The organism is Nonomuraea sp. 10N515B (genome assembly GCF_052245915.1).
GTDB lineage: Bacteria > Actinomycetota > Actinomycetes > Streptosporangiales > Streptosporangiaceae > Nonomuraea.
The window spans coordinates 1-23,602 of sequence record NZ_JBQQBQ010000077.1; the positions used below are offsets into that span (position 1 = coordinate 1).

25 protein-coding genes are annotated in these 23,602 nt (G+C 69.2%); 12 read left to right on the forward strand and 13 right to left on the reverse strand.

What is annotated here, in order from left to right:
* Window positions 1-2,136: DNRLRE domain-containing protein (locus ACTWQA_RS51660; RefSeq protein ID WP_443166170.1), on the reverse strand; the 2,136-nt coding region annotated here is incomplete at its 3' end.
* Between the two features lie 1,173 nt (window positions 2,137-3,309).
* The gene (locus tag ACTWQA_RS51665; RefSeq protein ID WP_443166171.1) at window positions 3,310-3,783 is read right to left on the reverse strand and encodes an RrF2 family transcriptional regulator; all 474 of its coding nucleotides are present in this window, start codon (window positions 3,781-3,783) and stop codon (window positions 3,310-3,312) included.
* A gap of 77 nt (window positions 3,784-3,860) precedes the next feature.
* Here ACTWQA_RS51665 and ACTWQA_RS51670 point away from each other — a divergent pair, with 77 nt between their 5' ends.
* Window positions 3,861-4,604: an SDR family oxidoreductase gene (locus ACTWQA_RS51670; protein WP_443166172.1), complete on the forward strand. Its 744-nt coding sequence runs from the start codon at window positions 3,861-3,863 to the stop codon at window positions 4,602-4,604.
* 13 nt (window positions 4,605-4,617) lie between these two features.
* A complete protein-coding gene (locus ACTWQA_RS51675) occupies window positions 4,618-5,379 on the forward strand; it encodes a class I SAM-dependent methyltransferase (protein ID WP_443166173.1) in 762 nt (253 codons plus the stop codon).
* A gap of 16 nt (window positions 5,380-5,395) precedes the next feature.
* On the opposite strand, the gene ACTWQA_RS51680 is transcribed toward ACTWQA_RS51675, so the two are convergent.
* From ACTWQA_RS51680 to ACTWQA_RS51695, 4 genes are all read right to left on the reverse strand, one after another.
* Complete coding sequence (locus ACTWQA_RS51680) at window positions 5,396-5,632, reverse strand: hypothetical protein (protein WP_443166174.1); 237 nt, start codon at window positions 5,630-5,632, stop codon at window positions 5,396-5,398.
* 295 nt (window positions 5,633-5,927) lie between these two features.
* On the reverse strand, window positions 5,928-7,076 hold the full coding sequence (locus ACTWQA_RS51685) for a M20 family metallopeptidase (protein ID WP_443166175.1): 1,149 nt from the start codon (window positions 7,074-7,076) through the stop codon (window positions 5,928-5,930).
* 160 nt (window positions 7,077-7,236) lie between these two features.
* On the reverse strand, window positions 7,237-8,670 hold the full coding sequence (locus ACTWQA_RS51690; protein WP_443166176.1) for an ATP-binding protein: 1,434 nt from the start codon (window positions 8,668-8,670) through the stop codon (window positions 7,237-7,239).
* Complete coding sequence (locus tag ACTWQA_RS51695; protein ID WP_305923093.1) at window positions 8,667-10,316, reverse strand: FAD-dependent oxidoreductase; 1,650 nt, start codon at window positions 10,314-10,316, stop codon at window positions 8,667-8,669. Before ACTWQA_RS51695 ends, ACTWQA_RS51690 begins: the two co-directional genes overlap by 4 nt.
* Window positions 10,317-10,400: 84 nt before the next feature.
* Here ACTWQA_RS51695 and ACTWQA_RS51700 point away from each other — a divergent pair, with 84 nt between their 5' ends.
* Entirely contained in the window at window positions 10,401-10,973 is a 573-nt protein-coding gene (locus ACTWQA_RS51700) for a TetR/AcrR family transcriptional regulator (protein ID WP_443166177.1), read from the forward strand.
* Here the strand turns inward: ACTWQA_RS51700 and ACTWQA_RS51705 are convergent.
* Together ACTWQA_RS51705 and ACTWQA_RS51710 are read right to left on the reverse strand one after the other, a co-directional pair.
* Window positions 10,963-11,724 carry an SDR family oxidoreductase gene (locus ACTWQA_RS51705; protein ID WP_327584601.1) on the reverse strand — a complete coding sequence of 254 codons (762 nt, stop codon included), beginning with the start codon at window positions 11,722-11,724 and terminating at the stop codon, window positions 10,963-10,965. The two genes, ACTWQA_RS51700 and ACTWQA_RS51705, sit on opposite strands and share 11 nt — an antisense overlap.
* 25 nt (window positions 11,725-11,749) lie before the next feature.
* Window positions 11,750-12,607 carry an RNA polymerase sigma-70 factor gene (locus ACTWQA_RS51710; protein WP_443166178.1) on the reverse strand — a complete coding sequence of 286 codons (858 nt, stop codon included), beginning with the start codon at window positions 12,605-12,607 and terminating at the stop codon, window positions 11,750-11,752.
* Window positions 12,608-12,667: 60 nt separating this feature from the next.
* On the opposite strand from ACTWQA_RS51710, the gene ACTWQA_RS51715 reads away from it, so the two are divergent.
* Entirely contained in the window at window positions 12,668-13,342 is a 675-nt protein-coding gene (locus ACTWQA_RS51715; RefSeq protein WP_443166179.1) for a ThuA domain-containing protein, read from the forward strand.
* Here ACTWQA_RS51715 and ACTWQA_RS51720 read toward each other — a convergent pair.
* Window positions 13,332-13,745, reverse strand: coding sequence for a TIGR03668 family PPOX class F420-dependent oxidoreductase (locus ACTWQA_RS51720; RefSeq protein WP_443166180.1), 414 nt, complete (start codon window positions 13,743-13,745; stop codon window positions 13,332-13,334). The genes ACTWQA_RS51715 and ACTWQA_RS51720 overlap by 11 nt on opposite strands.
* 75 nt (window positions 13,746-13,820) lie before the next feature.
* On the opposite strand from ACTWQA_RS51720, the gene ACTWQA_RS51725 reads away from it, so the two are divergent.
* Window positions 13,821-14,708, forward strand: a complete 888-nt coding sequence (locus tag ACTWQA_RS51725; protein ID WP_443166181.1) for a hypothetical protein — start codon at window positions 13,821-13,823, stop codon at window positions 14,706-14,708.
* A 7-nt stretch (window positions 14,709-14,715) separates the two neighbouring features.
* On the opposite strand, the gene ACTWQA_RS51730 is transcribed toward ACTWQA_RS51725, so the two are convergent.
* Both ACTWQA_RS51730 and ACTWQA_RS51735 read right to left on the reverse strand, forming a co-directional pair.
* A complete protein-coding gene (locus ACTWQA_RS51730; protein WP_443166182.1) occupies window positions 14,716-15,333 on the reverse strand; it encodes a MerR family transcriptional regulator in 618 nt (205 codons plus the stop codon).
* A gap of 15 nt (window positions 15,334-15,348) precedes the next feature.
* A complete protein-coding gene (locus tag ACTWQA_RS51735) occupies window positions 15,349-16,197 on the reverse strand; it encodes a LysR family transcriptional regulator (protein ID WP_443166183.1) in 849 nt (282 codons plus the stop codon).
* A gap of 138 nt (window positions 16,198-16,335) precedes the next feature.
* On the opposite strand from ACTWQA_RS51735, the gene ACTWQA_RS51740 reads away from it, so the two are divergent.
* From ACTWQA_RS51740 to ACTWQA_RS51755, 4 genes are all read left to right on the forward strand, one after another.
* Window positions 16,336-17,409, forward strand: a complete 1,074-nt coding sequence (locus ACTWQA_RS51740; RefSeq protein ID WP_443166184.1) for a thiolase C-terminal domain-containing protein — start codon at window positions 16,336-16,338, stop codon at window positions 17,407-17,409.
* A 100-nt stretch (window positions 17,410-17,509) separates the two neighbouring features.
* Window positions 17,510-18,766, forward strand: coding sequence for a helix-turn-helix domain-containing protein (locus tag ACTWQA_RS51745; protein ID WP_443166185.1), 1,257 nt, complete (start codon window positions 17,510-17,512; stop codon window positions 18,764-18,766).
* A gap of 174 nt (window positions 18,767-18,940) precedes the next feature.
* A complete protein-coding gene (locus tag ACTWQA_RS51750; RefSeq protein WP_443166186.1) occupies window positions 18,941-19,240 on the forward strand; it encodes a hypothetical protein in 300 nt (99 codons plus the stop codon).
* Complete coding sequence (locus ACTWQA_RS51755) at window positions 19,237-19,488, forward strand: hypothetical protein (RefSeq protein WP_443166187.1); 252 nt, start codon at window positions 19,237-19,239, stop codon at window positions 19,486-19,488. Before ACTWQA_RS51750 ends, ACTWQA_RS51755 begins: the two co-directional genes overlap by 4 nt.
* 639 nt (window positions 19,489-20,127) lie before the next feature.
* Here the strand turns inward: ACTWQA_RS51755 and ACTWQA_RS51760 are convergent.
* Window positions 20,128-20,283, reverse strand: a complete 156-nt coding sequence (locus tag ACTWQA_RS51760; protein ID WP_443166188.1) for a hypothetical protein — start codon at window positions 20,281-20,283, stop codon at window positions 20,128-20,130.
* Window positions 20,284-20,705: 422 nt separating this feature from the next.
* Between ACTWQA_RS51760 and ACTWQA_RS51765 the strand changes: the two genes are divergently transcribed.
* The 3 genes from ACTWQA_RS51765 (at window position 20,706) to ACTWQA_RS51775 (ending at window position 22,419) form a co-directional block, all read left to right on the forward strand.
* Window positions 20,706-20,903, forward strand: coding sequence for a hypothetical protein (locus ACTWQA_RS51765; RefSeq protein WP_443166189.1), 198 nt, complete (start codon window positions 20,706-20,708; stop codon window positions 20,901-20,903).
* Between the two features lie 86 nt (window positions 20,904-20,989).
* Window positions 20,990-21,523 carry an RNA polymerase sigma factor gene (locus ACTWQA_RS51770; RefSeq protein ID WP_443166190.1) on the forward strand — a complete coding sequence of 178 codons (534 nt, stop codon included), beginning with the start codon at window positions 20,990-20,992 and terminating at the stop codon, window positions 21,521-21,523.
* A complete protein-coding gene (locus tag ACTWQA_RS51775; protein WP_443166191.1) occupies window positions 21,520-22,419 on the forward strand; it encodes a hypothetical protein in 900 nt (299 codons plus the stop codon). The genes ACTWQA_RS51770 and ACTWQA_RS51775 overlap by 4 nt, the downstream gene beginning before the upstream one ends.
* A gap of 48 nt (window positions 22,420-22,467) precedes the next feature.
* On the opposite strand, the gene ACTWQA_RS51780 is transcribed toward ACTWQA_RS51775, so the two are convergent.
* On the reverse strand, window positions 22,468-23,547 hold the full coding sequence (locus ACTWQA_RS51780) for an N-acetylglucosamine kinase (protein ID WP_443166192.1): 1,080 nt from the start codon (window positions 23,545-23,547) through the stop codon (window positions 22,468-22,470).
* Window positions 23,548-23,602 lie beyond the last annotated feature (55 nt).

Below are 23,602 nucleotides of genomic sequence, written 5' to 3' on the forward strand. Positions count from 1 at the left end.
GGAGGCATTGGTGAGCTTGTGGGCGGTGAAGGAGGCGCCGGTGCCGGTGGCGGTGGCCTGCCACAGCGACAACCGCGCGTCGGCAATCTGCGCGCCGGCCGGGATCTGCTCGGTGTAGTCGCCGAACCTCACCACGGCGCGGGTGTTGGCCAGCGTGCTGGCGGTGTTGCCGACCTGCAACCGCTTCTGCCCGCCCACCACATCGTGGCCGGCCGACGGCTCCCCGGACGACAGGGTGGTGTCGGCGCTGCCGTAGAGGGTCTTGGTGACGTAGCCGGGCTTGGGCAGGAACACCCGCACATGCTGCGACGGCACCACCTGGCCGTTGTTCAGCACCGCCTCCACCCAGTAGTCCGCCCGGTGGGTGTAGGCGGGGTCGGCCGCGGCGTCCGGGTCGGCGCCACTGCTGGTATCGGTGTAGGAGGTCACGTCCGGCTGCAGGGTGGCGACCAGGTCGTCCACGCCGCCACCGGTGGTGTTGGAGGTGATCTGGCAGCCCGACGGGCACGTCCTGCGCAGCCGGTACTCCACCAGGTTGTCGGAATCGTCGCCGGGGGTGGGGTCGGCGTACGCACTCCACGACAGCGACGCGCCCACCGAAGTGGCCAACGTCGGCTGCTCCAGGCTCACCGACGGCTTGCCGAACGTCACCAGCAGACGCGGGTGCGCGACCGGGTCCACGGTCAGCGGGTCGACCGCGCCGAAGTCGTCCATCGCGTGATAGGCCACCCCGCCCACCGGGGCGGTCCTGGCCTCGTTGGCGGCCTTAAGCAAGATGCCGGCCATCGGCGCCGCCACGCTGGAATACCAGCCGTTGACCATCGCGGTCACATCGAAGGCATGCCAGCGCGACAACTCGCCCACGTTGCGGGTCACCGTCGAGGCGGCGGTCGAGGCGAATGACGGCTGGTTGTTCCACGTGGTGCCGAGGGGGTCCCAGGTCCAGGAATCGTCGGTGATCTCGTGGGCGGCCAGCGTCACCGCCGCGCTCTCACCGAGCGATTGGTCGAAGTACACCTCCAGCTTGGCCTGGTCGATCTGGGTGGCGATCGGCAGCACGTCCGCGGGAGGCGCGCCGAAGAACAGCAGCGCCCGGTTCAACCCGGCAGAGGTCTTGCCCACCGGCAGCTTCCAGGAGTCGGCATAGTTGGTGGTGGCCGCGGCCTGGCTGACGTAGCTGTCGTAAACGTCGATCGCCCAGTCGTTGATCTTGAGGGTGGGGTCGATCAGCACCGGCCACGCCCGCTCCGGCGCGGCCAGCCACGCCGCGTCCGGCTTCAGCGTGATCGTCGCCTCACCGCCCTGACCCGGGCTCAGTTCCTGGCTGATGGCGCCGGTGCGCTTGCCGAACGGCGAGGCCTCGTCCGACTGCGCGTCGATCATGAACGGGCGGGGGATGGTGAACGCCCGATCGCCGTCCTCGCCCGTGAAGACGATCGAGCCGTCGGTGTTCTGCCGTGCCTGCAGGCCGCCGCCGGTCTTGACGGTGAACGCGAACACCGTCCCCGCCGCGGGCGCTTTCGTGAGCCGCAGGTGCTCGGTCACGCCCGAGGCGGTGACGGTGTAGACCAGGTCGGCGCCGTCCCACACGCCCGGGTAGGTGACCGTCGAGCCCTCCACCGTCGGGACGATCTGCCGGGCCTCGCCGGGCAAGCCGAGCGTGACCTGCCGCTTGCCGGCACCGATCCGGAGCAGCTTGTCGCTCTTGTCGCCGAACCGGGCCTCGAATCCGGTCTTGTCGTTGCCGTGGACGAACCCGTCCTCCGACGCCGCGCCGACGGTGGTGTCGATTTTTCGCCAGGCGCCCGAGGAGTCTTGGTAGTGCAGCGGCCGGGTGGAGATCTCCGCCTGTGAGCGGCCGTCCTCCAGCTCGTACACGGTGCCGTACCGCCACCGCTTACCGGCCATCTCCTTGACCCGTTTGCCCGGCGGGGCCGCCTGCCACGCTGCGGCCGGGCGGGTGTCGCGGCCCGGCAAGGTGACCTTGCCGGCGCTGGCGGGCGTCTTGCCCTCCGGCTCGGTGGCGAACCAGCCGGCCACTTGGGCGGTCAGCCAGCTCGCGGCGCGGGAGATCGGGCCGGGTTCGGCCGGGCCGGTCTGCGCCGCGGCGGGCGGCGCCGGGGCCAGCGACAGCACCAGGGCGAGGGTGGTGATCAGGGTAACGGATCGGCGTAACCGTGTGTGACGTCGGGATCGGGATGGCGGGCGTGTGGGGGTAACTGCGACACGGGCACACTCCATCTGCAGGGGATAAGGAGGATGTAAAGATCCCTTGGGGCAAAACACCCGAATTACGTCACAAATCTGCATATCCGGTCAATAATCACGCAGGGTGACTGTCCAACCTTCCGAACACATCCGCGAATCGGCATGATTGGGAGTCCAAACTGCGGAGATCCACCCAGAGGCGACGATCTCCCCGACAGACCGTCAAGGTCACTGTCGGTAAACAGGGCAGGTCACTTCTCCAGGACCACGTGTGTGGCGTACCGCATTCCCAGCAAACTCACAGAAACGGCCACACTGCGGCAAGACCTGATCTGAAGCCCATGACGTGCGGAATTGTCTGAATCGGGCAGCGGCCACGTCTCAGTCCTCTTGACCCTCGCCGCCATCCATGTCTAGATCTAAACGGTTTGCCCGCTTCGCACCCCAGGAGGACGCCCTCATGCCAGCGGCCGGAACGCTCACCCGGTGACGACCCACCCTCACCAAGCGACCACGGTGCAACGGCACAGACGCGGACAGACGATACGGATCGCTACGCTCCTGGCGGGCCTCCTCCACCTCGTCCTCGCCGCCCTCTTTATCGGCATCCCTGCCAGTTCCCCCACCCTCGACCCCTTGCCGACCCCCGAAGGCAACACCACGGCGCCGCCCTTGGCCGCGATCGCCGTCCGCCCCACCGCCGCCCCGGCCAGACCGACACCGAGCCAGAACCCTGTCGACGCGGTTACCCCGACGAGTGCCCCCCGCCCAACCCCTACGGCACGCCGGCAGCGGACCACGCCACAACCCGTCACCGTCCGGACAACGCCTCTCCGGCACAAGCCGGTGTCCGCGGCCGTACCATCTGAGATCCCCGAGTCGACGAAACCCACCACCCAGCCCACCACGAGCGCAACCCAACAGGCATCGCCGAGCGCGTCTCCGGAAGTGGCGAGTCGTCAGCACACGCCACCCGGCCAGACCCGAGAACCGCCAGGGCAAGTCGGCCAGTCATCAGAGGGCCTCAAGGCCGAACGCGTGAACACCCCACCAGGCCAGGCCATGAAGTGAGTTGCGGCTGTTGACGCACGCGTGGCGCCGCTAGCGCAGGCTCTCTAGGCGTGACCGGGTGCGGGCCGGCGCCGATGCGGGCAGCGAGGCGAGGATGTCGGCGAGCGAGACCGCGGCGAGGCTGCGCCGCCACGCGTCGTATGCCTCGGCCATCTTCTCGGCGAGGACGCAGGTGCGCAGGCAATCCTCGGGTCGCAACGCTCCCCGGCCCTGCTGGCGGATCTCGCGGCACTGGTACGGCGAGGACGTGCCGTCGACCGCCTCGACGATGTGCAGCAGCGTGATCTCGGAAGCCGGGCGGGCGAGCCGGAAGCCGCCCCGCGGGCCTGTTGTGGCGGCCAGCACGCCGGCTCTGACGAGCGACTGCAGCTGCTTGGCGAGATAGGGCGCCGCGAGGTCGTAATACTCCGCGAGGTGGGCCGCAGATGTGGTGGCTCCCGGCTCGAGCTGCGCCAGTGTCGTGGCGCAGTGCAGCACCCATTCTGTGCTCGCGGGCAACTTCATGTCTCTAGTGTATTGTCGATATCTCGGACCTATTTAGTCCGAGATATCGAAGGCTTGTAGCGGGAAGGAACGCCATCATGCGGATCGCAGTAGCAGGTGCGACCGGGAACATCGGGTCCCTCACTGTTGCCGCCCTTGAGCGGGACGGGCACGACGTCGTACCTATCAGCCGATCCCTCGGTGTGGACCTGTCGACCGGTGACGGGCTCGACGGCGCTCTTGCAGGCGTCGACGCGGTCGTGGACGCCACCAACGCGCCGGTGACCGATCCGGCAGAGGCGGTGGCGTACTTCGGAACCGCGACCGGCAACCTGCTGGTCGCCGAGCAGCGGGCCGGCGTCCGCCACCACGTACTGCTTTCCATCGTCGGGATCGATCGTGTTGAGGGCAACGCGCACTATGCCGGCAAGCGGGAGCAGGAACGCCTGGTGACCGTCGGCCCGGTGCCGTGGACGATCGTCCGGGCCACGCAGTTCCACGACTTCGCGGCGATGGTGGTGGGCTGGACCGAGCACGACGGAGTCGCCACCGTTCCGCCGCTGCTCGTACAGCCGATCGCGCCAGCGGATGTGGCCGACGTCCTCGCCGAGGTCGCTGCCGGTGAGCCCCAGAGGCGCCTGATCGACGTGGCCGGGCCCGAGCCGCAGGACTTGGTCGACATGGCCCGGCGCACCAACGAGGCACGCGGCCGGATGGTGAAGCTGGTGCCGACGTGGTCGGGACCGCTCGGCCCGGAGGTGGCGGGTGACGTGCTGCTGCCCGGCAAGGATGCCCGCATCGCGCCGACGACTTTCGAGGAATGGCTGGCCGGACAGCGGTAGAACGCACACGATCATGTCTCTGATCACGGACGACGAGCTCGAAAACTCCCCGGTTGTCGCCAACTCCCTCATGAACAGGGACCGCCGCCTCCGCAGTTACGATCGCGAGCTGGGGATCGACATCGTCAAGATCCTTCGCGCCGTGCCGTCCAGGCCCGCTCGCTGGCTGGACCTGTGCTGCGGATCGGCGAACGCCCTCGGCGAGGCCGCAGTCCTGCTCGGGGACGAGGTCGAGATCGTCGGGGTTGACCTGGTCGGCTTCTTCGACTGCTCACCCACGCCTCCGCGCCTGCGTCTCATCACCGCCTCCGTGGCCACCTGGCGTCCCGACACCCGCTTCGACCTCATCACCTGCGTACACGGCGTCCACTACGTGGGAGACAAGCTCGGCCTCCTCGCCAGTGCGGCCGGCTGGCTCGCGGACGACGGCCTCTTAGTCGCCAACTTCGACGTCAGAAGCATCCGGCGCGAGGACGGCGCCCCCGCCGGACGGTCCCTGACGGCCGCGCTGCGGGCGGCGGGTCTGGCGTACGACGGCCGTAACAGGAGGACCAGCCGTTCCGGCCGCGCGTCCGTCGACCTGCCCTATCGCTTTCTGGGCGCCGACGACCAGGCAGGACCCAACTACACAGGCCAGCCCGCCGTCGACTCGTACTACGAACACCTGGCAGGTACGCGTAGCAAGCGCCGGCTCGGACCTCGTACGAAAGGTCCGGGCCCGCTCTCGGCCAGGCGGTCGCAGGGCGCACCACCGAAGCCGGGTGACGCGTCGTAAAGGGTGCGGCGCAGCGTCACGCTGGGAGGGGGCTTTCGACAGGGTCCTCTCGTTCCTCGGGGGTGGGGACGTTCTTGGCGCGGCGTCGTAGGGCGGGGGCGAGCAGGATGAGGAGTGCGACCACGCCGGTGATCAGGGCGAAGGCCGTGGGGTAGCCGAGCGTGTCGGCGAGCCATCCCGTCACGGCCGGGGCGATCATGCCGGACAGGTACGTGATCGTCGCCAGTGTCCGAGCGGCTGCGCGAGCGGTCACCGGCTCCGACGGAGGTTCGCGTGAGCACGGTCACGGGCAATGCCGTCCTCCAGGGCGCCGTCCTCACGGCCCTCGACCTGACCCGCGACCGCGTCTATGGCTGACGTCGAGCATCCATCTCGCCCGCCGGCCCGCCGCTCGTCAGTCCCAGTTCCTTGGTGCCGCCGGTTTGCCGCCACGCCCCAGCGAACAGCCGACGCGATCCGAGGCCGAGGACGGATGGCAGGCGAACGCCGCTGCGAGGGCAGGGCCGGGGCGAGGGGACTTGGAGGGCGGCGGCGCCGATGGGGAGGGGCTAAGCGAGGGCGGTGACGAGGCCGATCGTCAGGGCCGTACGTTCATGGATCTGGTCGATCAGTACGTGCTCGTGGCGGGCGTGTGCCCCGTCGCCCACCGCGCCCATTCCGTCCAGCACCGGCCGGCCCAGCGCTGAGATGAAGTTGCCGTCGCTTGCGCCGCCCACCGACGCCTCGTCCAGCAGCCATCCGAACTCCGCCGCCACCTCCTGCGCCTCCTTGAACAGCCGCTGCGAGGCCGGGTTCGGGATCATGGGCGGCCGGTTCCATTCGCCGGTCACCGAGATCGTGACGCGCGGATCGGAGGCACGCAGGTCGGCGAAGACGTTGTCGATCCGTCCCATTTCCGATGGTTCGGTCACCCGCACGTCCACACCGCAGCTGGCGTGCCCGGCCGCCACGTTGCGCCCGGTGCCGCCGCTGATCAGGCCGACGTTCACGGTGGTGCCGCGGGCCCGGGAGGCGGCCCCGGCCAGAGTGGTGACGATCTCGGCGAGCGCGTGAATGGCGCTCGCCCCCGCGTACGGGTCCAGCCCCGCATGCGCCTCCACTCCGGTCACCCGCACATTGAACAGCCCCACCCCTTTGCGGGCCGTCTTGAGCGCCCCGTTCAGCGACGCCTCGAACACCAGGCTGGCGAGCACATCCGCGCTGGCCGCCTCGATGTGCTCGCGCGAGGCCGGGCTGCCGATCTCCTCGTCCCCGTTGAACAGGAACCGCACGCTCGGATGCGGCAGCCCCAGCTCGCGCAGCCCGCGCAGGGCCCAGATCGACTGCACCAGCCCTGCCTTCATGTCGAACACGCCGGGCCCTGTGATCTTGTCGTCCACCACAGCGAACGGCCACCCCGCCAGCGTTCCCGTGGGCCAGACCGTGTCGTAGTGGCTCAGCATGAGCACGGTCCCCGGCGCGGTGCCCTGATAGGTCAGCTCCAGGACGTCGCCGTACTGGCCGCAGTCGTGCAGGACCTCCTCATCCGGCATCCCGAGCAGATCGACGGCGCGGGCGCGGATCGAGCGCAGCCCCTTGACCAGCATGGCCTTGTCGAAGCTGTGGGTTTCCAGCTCCACCACGGTCTTGAGGTCGTCGAGCATGGCCGGGAGGGCCCGCCGGGTCCAGTCGATGATCAACACGGGAATCCCTTCCAAGGGACCTATGGAACGGGCGCCCCGAGCGGGATGAGCACGACCAGGATCGTGCCGAGCCGCCGCCACGTGCTCACCGGCCCGCCTCCTTTCGGGATTATGGTCATCCATTACATGGGCTCATGACCGTTCCTGACAAGTCGGCTTTTAAGGCATCGGGGCCTCAGGCGGCCGGGACGGCCTCCCTCAGCGGCAGGCGTACCTCGAACCAGGTGTCGCCGGGCACCGAGCGGACCTTGATCTCGCCGCCGTGCCGCCCCGCCACGATCCGATAGGAGATGTCGAGGCCGAGGCCCGTGCCCTCGCCCACGTTCTTCGTCGTGAAGAACGGCTCGAAGATCCGGTCCTTGATGGCGTCCGGGACGCCGGGGCCGGTGTCGCCGATCTCGATGATCGCCTCGTCCTCGTCGTGCGCCGTGCGGATGGTCAGTGTGCCCGACTCACCCATCGCGTCGAGCGCGTTGTGGATGAGGTTCGTCCAGACCTGGTTGAGCTCGCCGCCGTAGCAGGGGATGAGCGGCAAGGTGCGGTCGTAGTCGGTGACCACGGTGATGCCGGGCCGGACCTTGCCACGGAAGATCGCGACCGTGCTGTCGAGCAGGTCGTGCACGTCCAGTTCCTGGAACGGGGCGCGGTCCATCTGGGAGTATTGCTTGGCCGAGCGGATCAGTGAGGTGATGCGCTCGGTCGCCTCGGTCACCTCGCTCAGCATCTGCGAGATCTCGATCGCCTCGGCCAGCCAGCGCACCGCGCCCGGAGCGTGTTGCTCGCCCACCTTGGTGCGGATCTTCTGCAGGTCCTTGTCGGAGAAGCCGGTGTTGACCAGGGCAGGGGCTAGGTCCCATGCGTCCTGCACGCCCAGCTCGTCCAGCGCCTCGCCCAGCTCGTCCTCGGCGTCGGAGATCTCCAGCGGCGAGCGCGGCGGCAGGTTGCCCAGTTTGCTCGTGCACGCCTCCTGCGCCTCGATGAGCGCCCGCAGCTTCTCCGGCGGGATGCCGGCCTCGGCCAGCTGAGCGAGGTGAAGGCGGGAGTCCTTGAGCAGGGTGCGCAGCTCGCCCACCGCCCGCACCGCGGCGGCGGCCGGGTTGTTCAACTCGTGGGTGAGCCCCGCGGTGATCGTGCCGAGCGCGGTCAGCCGCTGCCGCCGGTCGATCATCTCCCGCTGCATGCGGCCGCCCGACAGCAGGCCGTCGAGCAGATGCATGGCCATCGGGAACCATTCGGCCACGATGTAGGCGAACTTCTTGGCCGGCAGCAGGAAGATCCGCGACGGCGCGGTCGCGCGCAGCGTGTGCTGGTAGGTCTGCGGCGCCCGGTCGCCCAGGTAGGCGGAGGTGGCGCCGCCGTAGACGCCGGGCTGGGACGAACGAGGCATCGCGACGGTGCCGGCGCTCACCGTCTCGTTGAGCATCTGCACCTCGCCCTCGATCAGCACCGCGAAGCACTCGGCCGGCGCGCCCTGGCAGACGATGTCCTCACCGGCCGCGAACGTCTTCACCTGCCCGCTGTTGGCCAGCTTGGTGAGCTGCTCGTCGGTCAGCCGCTCGAACAGGAAGAGTTTGCGCAGTTCGTCGATGTCGATGGTGCTCGTGGTCATTGCTTCTCCAGGTAACGGTGCACCAGCGCGACGGCCATCGCGCCTTCTCCGACGGCGGAGGCCACCCTCTTGATCGATTCCGCGCGGACGTCGCCCGCGGCCAGCACCCCTGGCACGTTGGTCTCCAGGTAGTACGGCTCGCGCCGCAACGGCCAGTTTCGCGGCCGCTGCCCGCCCTGCACCAGGTCGGGCCCGGTCAGGACGAACCCCTTCGCGTCCCGCTCGATCGTCTCGCCCAGCCACGAGGTGTACGGCTCCGCGCCGATGAACACGAACAGCCACTGGGCGTCGACCGTACGCTCCTCGCCCTTGGTCGACAGCGTCAGCCGCTCCAGATGACCCGTGCCGCCACCACCGACGACCTCCGTCTGGAGGTGCACCTCGACGTTGGGGAGCGCGGCGATCTGCTCGATGAGGTAGTGAGACATGGACTTCTCCAATCCATCACTCCTCACCAACAAGTGGACCTTGCTCGCGAATCCCGCCAGGTAGACGGCCGCCTGCCCCGCCGAGTTGGCCGCGCCGACGATGTGCACCTCGGCGTCCCTGCACGCCGGCGCCTCGGTCAGCGCCGCGCCGTAGAAGACGCCCCGCCCGACGAACTCCTCAAGCCCCGGCGCCTCCAGACGGCGGTAGGAGACGCCGGTCGCCAGGATCACCGCATGCGCGGCGATCTCCCCGCCGTCCTTGAACCCGATCACGCGTGCCTGCCCGCGCGCCTCCAGCTTGGTCACCTTGCGCGCGGTCAGCAGCTCGGCCCCGAACTTCAGCGCCTGCCTGCGCGCCCGGTCGGCCAGCTGCTGGCCGGAGACCCCGTCGGGGAAACCCAGGTAGTTTTCGATCCTGGAGCTCTGCCCCGCCTGGCCGCCTGACGAGTAGGCCTCGACCAGCACGGTGTTGAGCCCCTCCGAGGCGCCGTAGACGGCCGCGCCAAGCCCGGCCGGGCCGCCGCCCACCACGATCAGGTCGTAGAAGTCAGTGGCCGGGGTCGTCGACAGGCCCACCGCCGTGGCCAGCGTGGCCTGGTCGGGCGACTCCAGCGTGGTGCCGTCGGCCGTCACCACCAGCGGCAGATGGCAGTTTTCGCCCGCCGCCTTCACCAGCTGCGCGCCCTCCGGGTCCTCGGCCAACATCCACTGGTACGGCACGTGGTTGCGCGCCAGGAAGTCGCGCACCTGGTAGGACCGCGCCGACCACCGGTCGCCCACCACGCGCAGCTCCGACCGCTCGATCCGATCGGTACGCAGCCACGCGTCCAGCTGCCCGTCGATCACCGGATAGAACTTCTCCTCCGGCGGATCCCACGGCTTCAGCAAATAATGGTCCAAATCCACCACATTGATCGCCTGGATCGCCGCGTCCGTGTCGGCGTAGGCGGTCAGCAGCACGCGTCGCGCGTACGGATACATGTCCATGGCGGCCTCGAGGAACTGCACCCCGTTCATCTGCGGCATGCGGTAGTCGGCCAAGATGGCCGCCACGTCGTCCCCGCGCAGCCGCATCTCCCTGACCGCCTCGATGCCGTCCCTGGCCGTCTCAGCGCGAACAATCCGGTATTCCTGGCCATAGCGGCGTCTCAGGTCACGGGCGACCGCCCGCGAGACGCCTGGGTCGTCGTCCACCGTCACGATGACCGGCTTGTCCATGCCCCTACCTTCTCCCAGTGGTCCCTATTTGGAAGCATGTCATGCGTCGCCAAGTGGGAGAGTACGCGCTCGTATCATGACCGGATGAGCACCCGCGACCGCATCCTCGACGCCGCCGAGCAGGCCCTGCGCGAGCACGGCATCATGGGCGCCACGACCAAGCGGATCGCGCGCCAGGCCGGCTGCTCCGAGGCCCTCCTCTACAAGCACTTCCCTGGCAAGGAGGCGCTGCTCCTCGCGGTGCTCCTGGAGCGGCAGCCCTCGCTCGCCCACGCCCTGACCCGGCTGCGCCTCAGCGTGGGCCAGGGCGACCTGGCCGCCGGCCTCACCGGCTTCGCGGTCGCGGCCGTGGAGTTCTATACCAAGGCGGCGAGCATCGCCTCGGGCGCGCTGGCCGATCCCCCGCTCATGGCGGGCTTCAGGGCCATGCTGGCCAAGACGGGCGCGGGCCCGCACCTGCCGGTCCTGGCCCTGGCCGAGATCATCAAGGCCGAGCAGCGCGGCGGCAGGATCGACGCGGACATGGACGCGCAGGCCGCCGCCGCCCTGCTGATGGGCGCCTGCTTCCACCGGGCGAACCTGTCCCACTTCGTGGACCTGCCCGACGACACCCGGGCCTGGGCGGCCGGCGTCGTCGCCGTCCTCGTCAGGCGATGACGCGGCTCTCGCCGCCGTCCACCAGCATCGAGATCCCGTTCACGTAGGAGGCGCGCTCGCTGGCCAGGAACGCCACCACGTCCCCCACCTCCTCCGCGCGCCCGATCCGGCCGACCGGCACCGCCTTGCCCCGCTCGGCCAGCACCTCCTCGCCCCCGGACAGCTCGCGCAGCCGCTCGGTGTCGATGGGCCCCGGCATCACGTTGTTGACCAGCACGCCGTCGCCGGCGACCTCCCTGGCCAGGGTGCGCACGACCCCGGCCACGGCCGAGCGGGTGGCGTTGGACAGCGCCAGGCCGTCCAGCGCCTCGCGGGCCGACCGGCTGGTGATCGTCACGATCCGGCCCCAGCCACGTGAGCGCATCTCGGGCAGCACCGCGTGGATCAGCCGTACGGTGCCGAGCAAGTTGCGCTGCACGGCGACGTCCCAGTCGGCCAGGGTCGTCTCGTCGAAACGCCCGGCCGGCGGGCCGCCCGCGTTGGCGACGAGGATGTCCACCGGGCCGAGCACGCCACGCGTCTCCTCGACGACCCGCCGCGCGGCGGCCGGATCCTCCACGTCCGCCAGGATCGCGTGCACGACCTTGCCGAACTCCTGCAGTTCCACCACCGCGTCCGCGAGCCGCTCCGGGTTGCGGGCGGTGACGCACACATCGCACCCTTCCCGCGCCAGACTCTTGGCCGCGGCCAGTCCGATGCCCGCGCTGCCTCCGGTGACGAGGGCGACCTTGCCCGAGATGCCGAGATCCATAGGGGCGACTATAGAGCGACCGCGCTCAGGCGAGGTGGACGTGGCCGAGCTTGTCCGGGTTCCGCACCACGTAGATCTCCTTGATCCGGCCCTCGTGGACAGCGATCATGGTGAGCTGCCGGTCGCCCGCGACATTCGTCCAGATCGCCTGCTGGCCGTTGACGTCCAGCAGCCGCGTGTCCGAGAAGTCGTAGCGCGACAGCAGCCCGCCCAGGAACGCCAGCACCTTCTGCCTGCCGGCGATCGGCCGCAGCGCCGCCCTGACCTTGCCGCCACCGTCGTTCCAGGACACGACGTCCTCGTGGAACAGCTCGGTGAGCGCGTCCAGGTCACCGCCCGCCGCCGCGTCCATGAACTTCCGCAGCAGCTCGGCGTGGTCCTCCGACGACGGCTGGAACTTGTCGCGCCCCTCGGTCACCCGCACGGCGGCCCGGTGGTGCATCTGCCTGGCGTTGGCGACCGACGAGCCGACGATCTCCGCGATCTGCTCGTACGGCAGCTCGAACGCCTCCCGCAACACGAACACCGCCCGCTCCGGCGGCGCGAGCCGCTCCATCAGGTGCAGGGTCGCGTACGAGACGGTGTCGCGCAGCTCGGCCGTGTCCAGCGGCCCCGCCTCCGCGGTCAGCACCGGCTCGGGCAACCAGGGCCCGGTGTACGCCTCCCGCTTCACCCTGGCCGAGCGCAACTGGTCGAGCGCCAGCCGCGAAACCACCGTCACCAGGAAGGCCCGCGGCTCCCTGATCTGACTCTGATCGGTGCCCTCCCAGCGCAGCCACGCCTCCTGAACGACGTCTTCGGCGTCCCACATGCTGCCGAGCAGGCGGTAGGCGAGCCCGAGCAACAGCGGGCGGTACTCCTCGAAGTCCACGGCAGGAATCATGCCTCCTCTGGGACAGGCTCACGGCTGGAAATGCCGCGTTAACCATGATGAGCTGGGCAAGTGGCGAGAAATCTGATCCTGTCAGGAGGACTGTTCCACGACTTCGCCGCCACATCGGACGCACTCGCGCAGGTGCTCGCCGAGGTGGGGGTCGAGTCCGAGATCACCGAGGACATCGCGGGCGCGCTCAGCGAACCGTCGGAGGTCCAGCTCATCACCGTCAACGCGCTGCGCTGGCAGATGACCCAGGACCGGTTCGCCGACCTGCGTGCCGAGTGGCGCTTCGGCGTACCGGCCGAGGCCCGCACGACACTCCTCGACCACCTGGACCGAGGCGGCGGCCTGTTGTGCATGCACTCGGCGTCGATCTGCTTCGACGATTGGCAGGGTTGGCCACGGGTGCTGGGCGGCTGCTGGACCTGGCCCAAGTCCCACCACCCACCGCTGGGGTGGACGAGCGTGCGCGTGCACGGCAAGCACCCGGTGGTGGACGGCCTGCGGGACTTCGACGTGGTGGACGAGGTCTACAGCGACCTCGACATCCTGCCGGACGTGGAGCCGCTGGCCTCGTCCAACGGCCAGCCGCTGATCTGGGCCCGGCCGGTCCGGCGGGGCCGGGTGCTCTACGACGCGCTCGGCCACGACACCAGGTCGTACGACAACGAGGTCCACCGGACGCTGCTCCAGCGCGCAGCGCTCTGGCTGCTGAAGCGGCCGGTCACGATCAGGGAATAGCCGACCACCCGGTCCAGCGGGTCACGGTCACGACGATCACCGGGCCTGCGGGGCGGCGCTCGCGATACTGGGGGTATTTGTGCGCCAGCGCGTCGAGTGCCGCCTCACGCTCGGTCCCGCCCTCCACGATGCGGGCCAGGCCGTCTGCCCGCACCCACCACAACTGCGCCCAATCGTCATCATAGTGATCGACCAGCAGGCTGACCTGGGGATTCTCCCGGATGTTGCGAAGCCTGCGGAGGTTCGCGGTGGTCTTGGGCTTGTGGTCGACAGCGGTGACCACCGTCTCGGCGACCACGGCGAACACGATCGGCGCCAGGTGCGGCGCCCCGTCGCCGCCCGTGGTGCCGAGCCGGGCCACGCGTGCGTGGGCGAATCTCGTGCGGGCCATGCCGTCGTCCACCCCGTCAGTATGTCCGGGCCAGGATGTCCGGAACCTACAAGACTGCATGCGAGCGCCCCGGGCACGATGGGCCCCATGAACGTGAACCTTTCGGCGATCCCCGGCTTCCTGGCCACCCACGCCCGCGTGCTCGACCGCCGCCGCTACGACCTGATCATGGGCGACGGTGACGCGGCAGGCGTGCTGGCGGCCCTGGAGGCCTACCGCAATCCCGACGGGGGATACGGCTGGGGCCTTGAGTCCGACCTGCGTTCCCCGGAGAGCCAGCCAGGCGCGGCCCTGCACGCCTTCGAGGTGTTCCAGGACATCGCGCCGGAGACGTCCCCACGGGCCGCCGAGCTGTGCGGCTATCTGGACGCGATCTCGCTGCCCGACGGCGGCCTGCCGTTCGCCCTGCCGGTCACCGTCTCCCACGGCACCGCCCCCTGGTGGGCCGGCGCCGACACGGCGGCCTCGTCACTGCAGATCACCGCCGTGTCCGCGGCCGCCGCCCACCGCGTCGCCGCCTTCGATCCCGCCGTCGCCGCGCACCCCTGGCTGGAGAAGGCCACGCGGTACTGCCTCGACGCCATCCAGGAGCTGGGGGAGCGGCCGCACGCGTACATCTTGTCGTTCGCCGTACATTTCCTCGACGCCGTGTACGACACCCAGCCGCGAGCCGCTGACCTGCTCAAGCGGCTCGGCGCCTACATCCCGGACGACGGGCGGGTGCCGGTCGAGGGCGGCACCGCGGACGAGGCGCTGCGGCCACTGGACTTCGCGCCGCTGCCCGGCCGGCCGGTCCGCGACCTGTTCGATGCCGAGGTGATCGCGGCCGACCTCATGCGGCTGGCCGGCGGCCAGCAGGACGACGGCGGATGGACCGTGGACTACGCGCGCATCTCGCCTGCCGGGTCGCTCGACTGGCGCGGGGCGATCACCGTGCACGCCGTCCAGGTCGTCCGGGCGAACGGCGTCATTTAAGTCGGCGTCAGGTGAGGCGGCGGGCGGACTCCGACTCCTGGGCCATGCGGCGCAGCGCGTCGAACGCCTTGCCGTACAGGACCGAGCCCAGCACCATGGCCTCCACGGCGGCGTCGCGCGGCCCCTGGAACGGGACGGTGTCCATCTCCACCTCGGACACCAGCTTCTGCGCCGCCTCCACATACGGACCCAGGTCGACGGGCAGGCCGAGCTGGCGCATCCTGACCAGCGTCTGGGCGAGCTCGTCCCGGGTCGGGGCCTCGGGGTGCACGCTCCAGCCCAGGTCCGCGACGAGGCGGTCGACCTGGGCGCGGGCGGCCTGCCATTCCTCGCCGGGCTCCGGCTCGACGGTGGGGCCGAGCGCGTAGTGCGCGGTGCCGAGCATCTCGTGCATGGGCAGCGACTCGTCGTCGACGGCGGCGATGATCTGCTTGATCGAGGCCACCGGGAGCTTGCCCACCTCCAGCAGTGCCCGGATCAGGCGGAGCCTGCGGAGATGCGACTCGTCGTACTCGGCCCGGGTCGCGGCTATCTGCTCGCCCTGGTGCAGCAGGTTCTCGCGCAGGTAGTACTTGATCGTGGGGAGGGCCACCCCGGACCGGGCGCTGAGTTCGGAGATGCGCATCGCTAGATAATAGCGCTATCCAGAGCGTACGACGTGGCGGGCGGCGCTGACCAGCTCCGGCACGTCGGCCTGGCGGTTCCAGAGGAAGACTACCTCCATCGGAGGGACGTCTTCCTTGATCGGGACGAAGGCCAGGGCCTCCGGCACCGGCGTGCCCTCGTGCACGCTGAGCGTGTAGCCCGCGCCCCGCTCCACCATGGTGATCGCCAGGTCGTGCGTGGCCGCCGCCGGACCGAGCCGGGGGTGGAGCCGGTGGCGGACGAAGCCCTCCAGGAAGCGGCGGGCACCCGCCACCGCGTCGGACTCCGGCATGACCAGCGGCTCCGCGGTCAGCTCCGCCAGCGAGACCGCCTCGGAGGCCGCCAAGGGATGATCGCGGTGGACCAGTGCCCGTACAGGGAACCGGTGGATGAGCATCCTGGCCACGCCCCTCGGCAGCGAGCCGGGCGCGTAACCCAGCCCGGCCTGCAGGGTGCCGTCCACGATGGAGACGATCTGCTCGGCCGTGCCCATGGGGACCACCCGCAGCCGCAGGTTCTGCAGCTGGGAGAGCAACCGGGCGGCCACATCGGCCAGCCCGTCCGCCACGCCCAGGCGCGAGGTGGCGCCCTTGCTCCTCGCCGCGGCCACGGCCCGCTCGAAGGCGTCGACCGCGACGGTGGCCTGGGCCAGGAACGCCTCGCCCGCCTCGGTGAGCTGCACCCCGCTGGACGAGCGGCTGAACAGCTCGACCCCGATCTCCTTCTCCAGCGCCTTCAGTTGCTCGGACAGCGTGGGCTGGGCGATGTGCAGCGCGGCGGCGGCCCGGCGCAGGCTGCCGGCTCGTGCGATCGCCATGGCGTATCTGACGTAGCGTAAATCCATCGCTCACCTCGGGGTGATGGTGATGGGCTATCGGTAGATCGCACCTCCGTATTACAAGCACAGACAGTTCTCGTGAAGACACATTGTCACCCTGGCCCGCCAACCTAACAAGCGCTTGGCTATGTTAGCGTGGCGGGCATGCAGCCCTTCGCCGGCCGGGCGGCCGTGGCCGGGATCGGGATGACGGCGCTGAGCAGGCAATCCGGGCGCACGGAGCTGGAGCTCGCGGTCGAGGCATGCCGGGCGGCCTGCGCCGACGCCGGCATCGGCCCGCGCGATGTGGACACGATGCTCAGCTACCACATGAACGACTCCGCGCCCGTCGTGCAGGTCGCGAGGGCCCTGGGGATCGAGCGCCTTGGCTGGCACAACGACATCGCCGGAGGCGGCACGCAGGCGGCATCGATCCTGGGCGACGCGGCGATGCTCGTGCACGCCGGCTTGGCCCGAAATATCTTGATATTCCGGGCGCTCAACGGCCGCTCGGGCAAACGCATGAACACCGTCTCCACCGGCCCCCAAGAACGTTTCACGTACGGCCTGGCGGGCCCGATCCCGCTGTTCGCCCTGGCCGCGACCCGCTACCTGCACGACACGGGGCTGACCGAGGAACACCTGCACGCCGTCGTCGCCCAGTCCAGAGACAACGCCAAGTCCAACCCGCGGGCGCTGCGCCGCGAGCCGCTGGAACTCGCCGACTACCTCGCCAGGCCGTACGTGTGCACCCCGCTGCGCACCGTCGACTGCTGCCAGGAGACCGACGGGGCCTGCGCGCTCGTCGTCAGCGGCGTGCTCGACGGGCCGCGCGTCCAGGCGGTGGTACGGGCCGGAGGGCCCGGCTGCTCCTCCATGGACCGCTCACCCGACGTGAGCGCGATCTTCTCCGCGTACGTGGCGCCCATGCTCTGGGAGGCGTCCGGCATGCGGCCGTCCGACGTGGACGTCGCGTTGCCGTACGACGCCTACTCCTGGCTGGTGCCCCGGCAGCTGGAGGACTTCGGGCTGGTCGAGCGCGCGGACCTGGGGGCGTACCTGCTGGAGCGCCGCCACGCGTGGGTCAACCCGCACGGCGGCCTGCTCTCGGAGGGCTACGTGCACGGTCTGAACAACGTGGCCCAGGCCGTGCGGGAGCTGCGGACGGGGGAGTGCGAGGTGGCCCTGGTGACGGGGTTCGGCGGCAGTTTCGGGAGCGCGGCATTGCTGACGAGGTGATCTGAATAGGATCCGCTCCTCAAGGAGAGTCAGATCTTCGGAGAAAGCTGCAAACAGCGGGTTACCCTGGGTTCACGTCGTCCCCTTGAGGTGTTGGATCATGTCGAGAGAACCGGCCCTCGGCGAGAACCTGGCGCGCATCCGGGTGAGCAAGGCACTCACTCAGGAGGAGCTGGAGGAACGCTCAGGCGTGAGTGTGTCCACGATCCGCAAGCTCGAACAGGGCGACCGCAGGAGCGCGCGTGTCTCGACGCTCCGCAAGCTGGCCGAAGCGCTCGACGTGCGGACCTCGGATCTGTTCCGGCCTTCCCCGGAACCGGTCTCGCCTCAGGAGGAGACGGTGCACGCGGACCTCCTCGCGCTACGTCGTACGCTCAAGCCGGTGCGTGGTCTGGCGGGCCTCCAGATGCCCGACCTCGACGGGCCGGTCTCGTACCGGTCGGTGCGGGAGTCGTTCCTTGCGGCGAACAACCTGTATCGGGCCGACGATTACCGGGCCGTGGTGCAGACGATCCCCGCGCTGCTCGTGGAGGCGCGCACGCTGGTGGCGGATGCCCGGGGCGCGGACGATGAGCGCGCCGCGCTGACGCTGCTCTCGCAGACCTTCCAGTTCTCGGCGCAGGCGTTGATTCAACTCCAGCAGTACGACCTCGCCTATCAGGCGATCACGGAGGGGATCACGGCGGCCGAACGGGCCGACGATCCGCTGTTGGGCGCATGGCACGTCTTCAACGAGTGCTGGCTCTTTCTCCGGGAAGGGCGGCTCGACGACGCGCAGCGCGCAGCCCTGGTGACCGCCCAGGCCATCGAACCGCGCTTCTCGACGAACGACCCCGCGAAGTTCGCCACCTGGGGGTGGATGCTGCTGTGGGCCTCGGCCGCAGCCGTACGGAACAACCAGGGTGATGAGGCCGACGACATGCTGACGCTCGCCCGTGCGGGGGCGCATCGCATCGAGGGGCAGTCGCTTGAGGCTCCTCCGCTGTGGGCGGCGCGGGGGGCCTCCACCTTCGCCGGGTTCTCCTCGGAGCTGATCCAGATCAAGGCCGTCGAGTATGCGGTGGTGCAGGGGAACAGCACGCGGGCTCTGGAAATCCATAACGGAATCCGTTCGACGGGGGATCTGTCGAGCAGTACGCGGTACAGATATCTCCTCGATGTGGCCAGCGCTTATGCTTCCGAGCGGAATGCGGCCGAATCGTGGGAAATCCTCCTCGATCTCAAAACCCGTGTGCCGCACTGGCTCAAATACCAGCCTTTCGCCCGGCGGGTGGCCGACCAGCTCATCGAGGACCGAGCGCGGGCGCTCAGAGCCGAGTACGCCGAGGTCGCGAGCTTCCTCGGGGTCGAGTCCTGATTCAACTGCCACATGTTGTGATAGTTGGATCTGCTTCTATTCGTAAGTGCCACATGCTGTCCCTGGAGTGCACGTTCCCTCTCCGCGATGCTTTTTTCCATGGGCACTCTTCCCCTCCGCGTCACGAAATTCGATGGCCGACGGAATTCGTATTCCGCGGCTGAACGACTCCGGGTGGAGCTCGAAAACCGGGGCATTTCTGCCGATGTTCACGAGGGTTACCAGCTGGCGTTGGTATCGGTCTGGGTGGGCCTGGTGGTGTGGTGCGACGGTGAGCGGTTCTGGTGGCGTACCGGGTGGGACGAAGGGCGTAAGCGTGCCGTCTACGCCTGGCATCCCGTGGCGGACCTCAGCCGGGCCGCTCGCCGGATCGCTTTCCGCTACGCGGAGTTGCGGGAGGGGCATCCGCTGTCGGCGATAGTTCGGGTGGCGCTGGAGAGGGAGTCGGAGCATCGGGCGGCGTTGCCGCTATGAGCGTGAGCCTGGACAGCCTGAAGAACGAGTACGGCAGGCAGTGGATCATCTCCGATGCGGTCGCCGGCGGCTGGTACGCCGTGCGCCGTACCCTCCTGTCGGACCAAGTCAAGGAGCGCGGCCTGTCCAACGTCCGGTGCGGGCGGACCCTTGAGGAACTGGCTCACAATCTGGCCGAAGAACGCAGGCTCGCAGCACCGTGCTCGGCGCACGCGTCGCTGCGGCCCTCCCTGCAACGGGTGTCCTGACTTTCCACTACTGAGCGCGGCGGCGAGGTTGATCAGTCCGCCCGCTAAAGTTACGAATGCACTCGCATTAAGGAGTGCGATGAGCGTGGTCGACTGAGCCATGTTGGAATGGTGAGCTCTGAGGCTGAGCCTAGGGCCTTGTTCAATAAGTGGACCAAGGGGAGGAGGATCGCTCCCAGGCTTCGGTCCGAAGATTCCTGAGCGTTATAAGCTGCCGGACGGGACCGAGTTTCAATGGCGGACAGCTTCGAAGTCCGGTCGGGCGACAATCGACATCAAAATGCCGGACGGAAGTATTCTAAAGGTACAAATAGAATGAAAGCCGATATTCGGGCGCTCATTGCAGAGGTACTCGACGAGGGATTGGATGACTGGATCATACTCGGTCACGTCATTAATAGGGCAGCGAGACTCTCTGGCTTGAACGTCGTTGATTCGAGACGTATCGCAATGGAAGCGGTCAGGGCATTGATAGTAAATGAGCTAGCCGTTCCGGGCGGTATAGGTAATTCCGGATTCGAGGCTTGGGATCTCGATCCTCTCGAAGCGTTTCGGAAACTCCAGGCAGAGTGTGAGCGCCTGAACTGGGAGCTTGGCCTAACAGATGTTTGGCTTGCTACCACTCCAATGGGCGATCGACTAGCAGAGCAGGTGCGGAGCGAAGGTGATGGTGTGCTCGATTACCTTCTTGAATAGCGCCTGGCCGATCTCGGCGTCGGTCACCTCCGCCAGCAACCGGTCGCGGCCCAGCAGGGCGATGACGCGGTCGATGGCCGAGGTATTTGGCACGACCACGCGCTAACGATCAGCTACAGCCGTACAGCACTGGACGCATCCAAATGCCCCTGACTGGCGTTTCCGCTGGTCAAGGGCGTTTTGCTGCTGGTCGGACCTGGTGCCCCCGGCGGGATTCGAACCTGCGGCACCCGCTGTAGGAGAGCGGTGGCCATGCGGCAAACCTTCGCGGTGTGAGTTGAGAGAACACTCCGAACAGCTCATTACGCATGCAAGATCATCCCGCGTTATGTACCCACCCCGCGGCTGGCAACTGTGTCCCTCGAGTAAGGACCGGGACCGCTGACGACTGCTCAAGTTGCGCGCCGGAAGGGTACTGCATCAGTCTTCATGGTTCCCCCGACGTGATTCCTGGCCATCGTGAGGCGAGAAGCTATTGAACTGCCTCAGCGAGCGCTGCGGTGGCGGGGAAGAGGGCGTTCGTGAACGTGCTGATCATCAAGGATCAGGACAAGCGGACGCTGCCGGTGTGGCTGTCGTTGTTCCGCGACGTGTTCGGCACGGACTGGGGTGCCACGATGGCCGCCGCCAATCTGTTTGCCCTGCCCGCGTTGCTGCTCTTCCTGTTCCTGCAGCGCCGCGTGGGCACGGGGATGACGGCCGGGGCGCTCAAGGGCTGAAAATTAGCTGAAATGCTGAAGATGCCTCCGACATGTACGGGGTGCCCTACCCCCGATATCGAGGAGGCCGACCATGGGGACCGCCCGTGGGTGACGACCGGAAAGACCGGTTCGAGGCCGTCTACACGCAGACATACGAGCACATACTCGGGTACGCCATGCGCCGCTGCGACTCCCCCGAGGACGCGGCCGACGTGGTCGCCGAGACGTTCGCCATCGCCTGGCGCCGCGTCGACGCGCTGCCGAGCGGCGGCGAGGCCAGGCTCTGGCTGTACGGGATCGCCAGGAACGTGCTGGCCAACCACCGTCGTGGCCAGCACCGGCGGCAGGCTCGGCACGTGGCGCTCGACGCCGACATCGCCGACCTCTACGCCCGCTCACCCGAGAGCGACATCGAGCTGAGCACGATCACGCGGGCGTTACGTGAGCTGTCCGAGGACGACCGGGAGCTGATCTCGCTGGTGGCGTGGGAGGGCCTGGACCGGGCCCAGATCGCCTCGGTGCTCGGCTGCTCACGCAACGCCGTGCGCATCCGGCTGCACCGCGCGCGCAAGCGTTTGTCCAAGGCGCTGGCCCTGGCCGGTGTCTCCGTCAACCACGTGGTCATGGAGTCCGCATGAACGAGCTGAAGCGCCTCGCCAGGGTCCACGACGAGGATCTCGCGGGGCAGGCATCCGGCGCGGGGGCCCGGGCGCTCCTCGCCGCGATCATCGCCGAGGAGCCGGTGCCGGAGCATGCCCGGCACAGGACTCGGCGCGTGCGCCGTCTCGTCGTCGGAGCCGTAGCGCTGGGAGGGCTCGCGGCGGCGGCCGTGGTCGGACCCACCGTCCTCGGCGAGCGCGGCCCGGCCACCTCGTACGCCAACTCGGCCATCGACATCGAGCTACGCGGTGACACGTACGTCGCCACGATCAAGGACCCGTTCGCCGACCACGCGAAGTACACGGAGGGATTCAAGGCGGTCGGCCTGAACGTGAACCTCGAGGTGGTGCCCGCCTCCCCGCCCTGGGTGGGCAAGATCGCGGGGATGAGCCTGAGCGGCCCTCTGGCGCCCAACGGCGAGTCCATCGGCAGCGGCACGGCGCCCGAAGGCTGCACGATCGGCCAGGACGGTTGCGCGATCACCGTCACAGTGCCCCGCGGCTGGACCGGCTGGGCCGCCGTCCGGGTCGGCCGGGCGGCCGAGCCAGAGGAGAGGTACCGGAACCTCGCCCGTGCCACGCGGAAGGGCGAGATGCTCGAGGGCTTCCAGGTGGACGAGAAGACCGTGGGCGAGGTCCTCGCCGAGGTCCGCAGGCGCGGGCTGAGGGCCGTCTTCCAGGTCATCACCCCTGCTCCTGACTTCGACGGCTATGGGGTGGAGCAGGACAAGCAGCAGGCGGAGGTCGGCGACGACTGGATCGTCTGGGAGGCGGAGTCCGAGCAGGCCGGCGTCGTCCGCCTGCTGGTGACCAAGGAACGTCTGCCCAAGAACCCCATCTACGGCGGTCCCAAGCCGGCGTCCATGAACGAGTGACCGCCTGTTACCCTCCCGGCCTCAGCCGGGAGCGGGCGGGTCACTCGCTCAGGGTGCGGCCGTGAACGTGGCGTGCAGCACCTTCGCGTCGGCCTCCGGCAGCAGGGCGCGGGCCGCCAGCCAGGCCGCCGCGCCCGCCGCGTCGCGTGCCGTCGTGACCGTCTCGCCGGCGAGCAGCTCCGTCACGGCCTGCCGCACCGGGCCTTCGCTGGTGAGCACGCTCCCGGCGAGCACCACCGGGCCCGACACGTGCACCCGCCTGAGCGTGGCGACCAGGCGCTCGGCGGCCTCCCTCGTGATCTTGAGCGCGACGGGGTCGCCTGCCGCTGCGGCCTGGCTGACAAGTGAGGACAAGGCGGCCAGGCGCATGTGGTCGGCCTGTGCCAGCCGGACGATGCGGTCCGCGACGGCGCGCGGTGTGGCCGGCCGCTCGTCGCCGAGGAAGTGCCGGGCGACCAGGGCCGTCAGCGGGCCGCCGACGGGACCGGGAGCCCCCGCCGCGTCCGAAGGTCCGTGCGGCACCTCCGCCGCGGCGGTGTCGATGGTCTGGGCGTCTGTCCTGGCGGTGTCGACGGCCTGGGCATCTGTCCAGGCGGTGTCGATGGCCTCGACGGGGAGCCCGCGGTCGAAGGTGTCCACGACCGCCTTGGCCGCCGCGCGCCCGATCCAGAAACCGGACCCCGCATCCCCCAGCAGCCACCCCAGCCCGTCCGCGATCACGCCCATCTTGTAGCCCTCGATCCTGGCCGCGACCGCGCCCGTGCCGGAGAGCAGGAGCGAGCCGTCGGGTTCGGCGGACCCCGCCGCGTAGGCGATCGGCACGTCGCCCATGAACCGCGGCCCCTGGGCGATCCCGTGGTCGGCCCAGACCTTCGCCAGTGCGGGCACCATTTCGGCCACCTGCCCGGCGACCCCGGCCAGCGAGGCCACCACCCGGCCGCCGTCGTGCGGCCCGAGCGCCGCCCCCAGCGCGTCCGTGATCGCCGCCACCGCCTTGTCCAGCCCGTGAGCAGTGGGATTGCCCGCGCCGGCCCGCGCGTATCCCACCCGGCTCCCGTCGAGCGCGTGGACGGAGACCCGCGTGGACGTGGCCCCGGCATCGACGCCGACCACTAGCGATTGCGTCACGGTCTGAGTCTGGGGGTTGACGTGACCGAGAAGCAAGAATAATTTTCGCCAGAAG

What these genes read in the sequence shown, in the direction of transcription:
- ACTWQA_RS51665 (WP_443166171.1), bottom strand. Translation starts at nt 3,783, where the DNA reads ATGAAGTTGCCCGCGAGCACAGAATGGGTGCTGCACTGCGCCACGACA.
- ACTWQA_RS51670 (WP_443166172.1), top strand. Translation starts at nt 3,861, where the DNA reads ATGCGGATCGCAGTAGCAGGTGCGACCGGGAACATCGGGTCCCTCACT.
- ACTWQA_RS51675 (WP_443166173.1), top strand. Translation starts at nt 4,618, where the DNA reads ATGTCTCTGATCACGGACGACGAGCTCGAAAACTCCCCGGTTGTCGCC.
- ACTWQA_RS51690 (WP_443166176.1), bottom strand. Translation starts at nt 8,670, where the DNA reads ATGACCACGAGCACCATCGACATCGACGAACTGCGCAAACTCTTCCTG.
- ACTWQA_RS51695 (WP_305923093.1), bottom strand. Translation starts at nt 10,316, where the DNA reads ATGGACAAGCCGGTCATCGTGACGGTGGACGACGACCCAGGCGTCTCG.
- ACTWQA_RS51700 (WP_443166177.1), top strand. Translation starts at nt 10,401, where the DNA reads ATGAGCACCCGCGACCGCATCCTCGACGCCGCCGAGCAGGCCCTGCGC.
- ACTWQA_RS51705 (WP_327584601.1), bottom strand. Translation starts at nt 11,724, where the DNA reads ATGGATCTCGGCATCTCGGGCAAGGTCGCCCTCGTCACCGGAGGCAGC.
- ACTWQA_RS51710 (WP_443166178.1), bottom strand. Translation starts at nt 12,607, where the DNA reads ATGATTCCTGCCGTGGACTTCGAGGAGTACCGCCCGCTGTTGCTCGGG.
- ACTWQA_RS51725 (WP_443166181.1), top strand. Translation starts at nt 13,821, where the DNA reads ATGAACGTGAACCTTTCGGCGATCCCCGGCTTCCTGGCCACCCACGCC.
- ACTWQA_RS51730 (WP_443166182.1), bottom strand. Translation starts at nt 15,333, where the DNA reads ATGCGCATCTCCGAACTCAGCGCCCGGTCCGGGGTGGCCCTCCCCACG.
- ACTWQA_RS51735 (WP_443166183.1), bottom strand. Translation starts at nt 16,197, where the DNA reads ATGGATTTACGCTACGTCAGATACGCCATGGCGATCGCACGAGCCGGC.
- ACTWQA_RS51740 (WP_443166184.1), top strand. Translation starts at nt 16,336, where the DNA reads ATGCAGCCCTTCGCCGGCCGGGCGGCCGTGGCCGGGATCGGGATGACG.
- ACTWQA_RS51745 (WP_443166185.1), top strand. Translation starts at nt 17,510, where the DNA reads ATGTCGAGAGAACCGGCCCTCGGCGAGAACCTGGCGCGCATCCGGGTG.
- ACTWQA_RS51755 (WP_443166187.1), top strand. Translation starts at nt 19,237, where the DNA reads ATGAGCGTGAGCCTGGACAGCCTGAAGAACGAGTACGGCAGGCAGTGG.
- ACTWQA_RS51775 (WP_443166191.1), top strand. Translation starts at nt 21,520, where the DNA reads ATGAACGAGCTGAAGCGCCTCGCCAGGGTCCACGACGAGGATCTCGCG.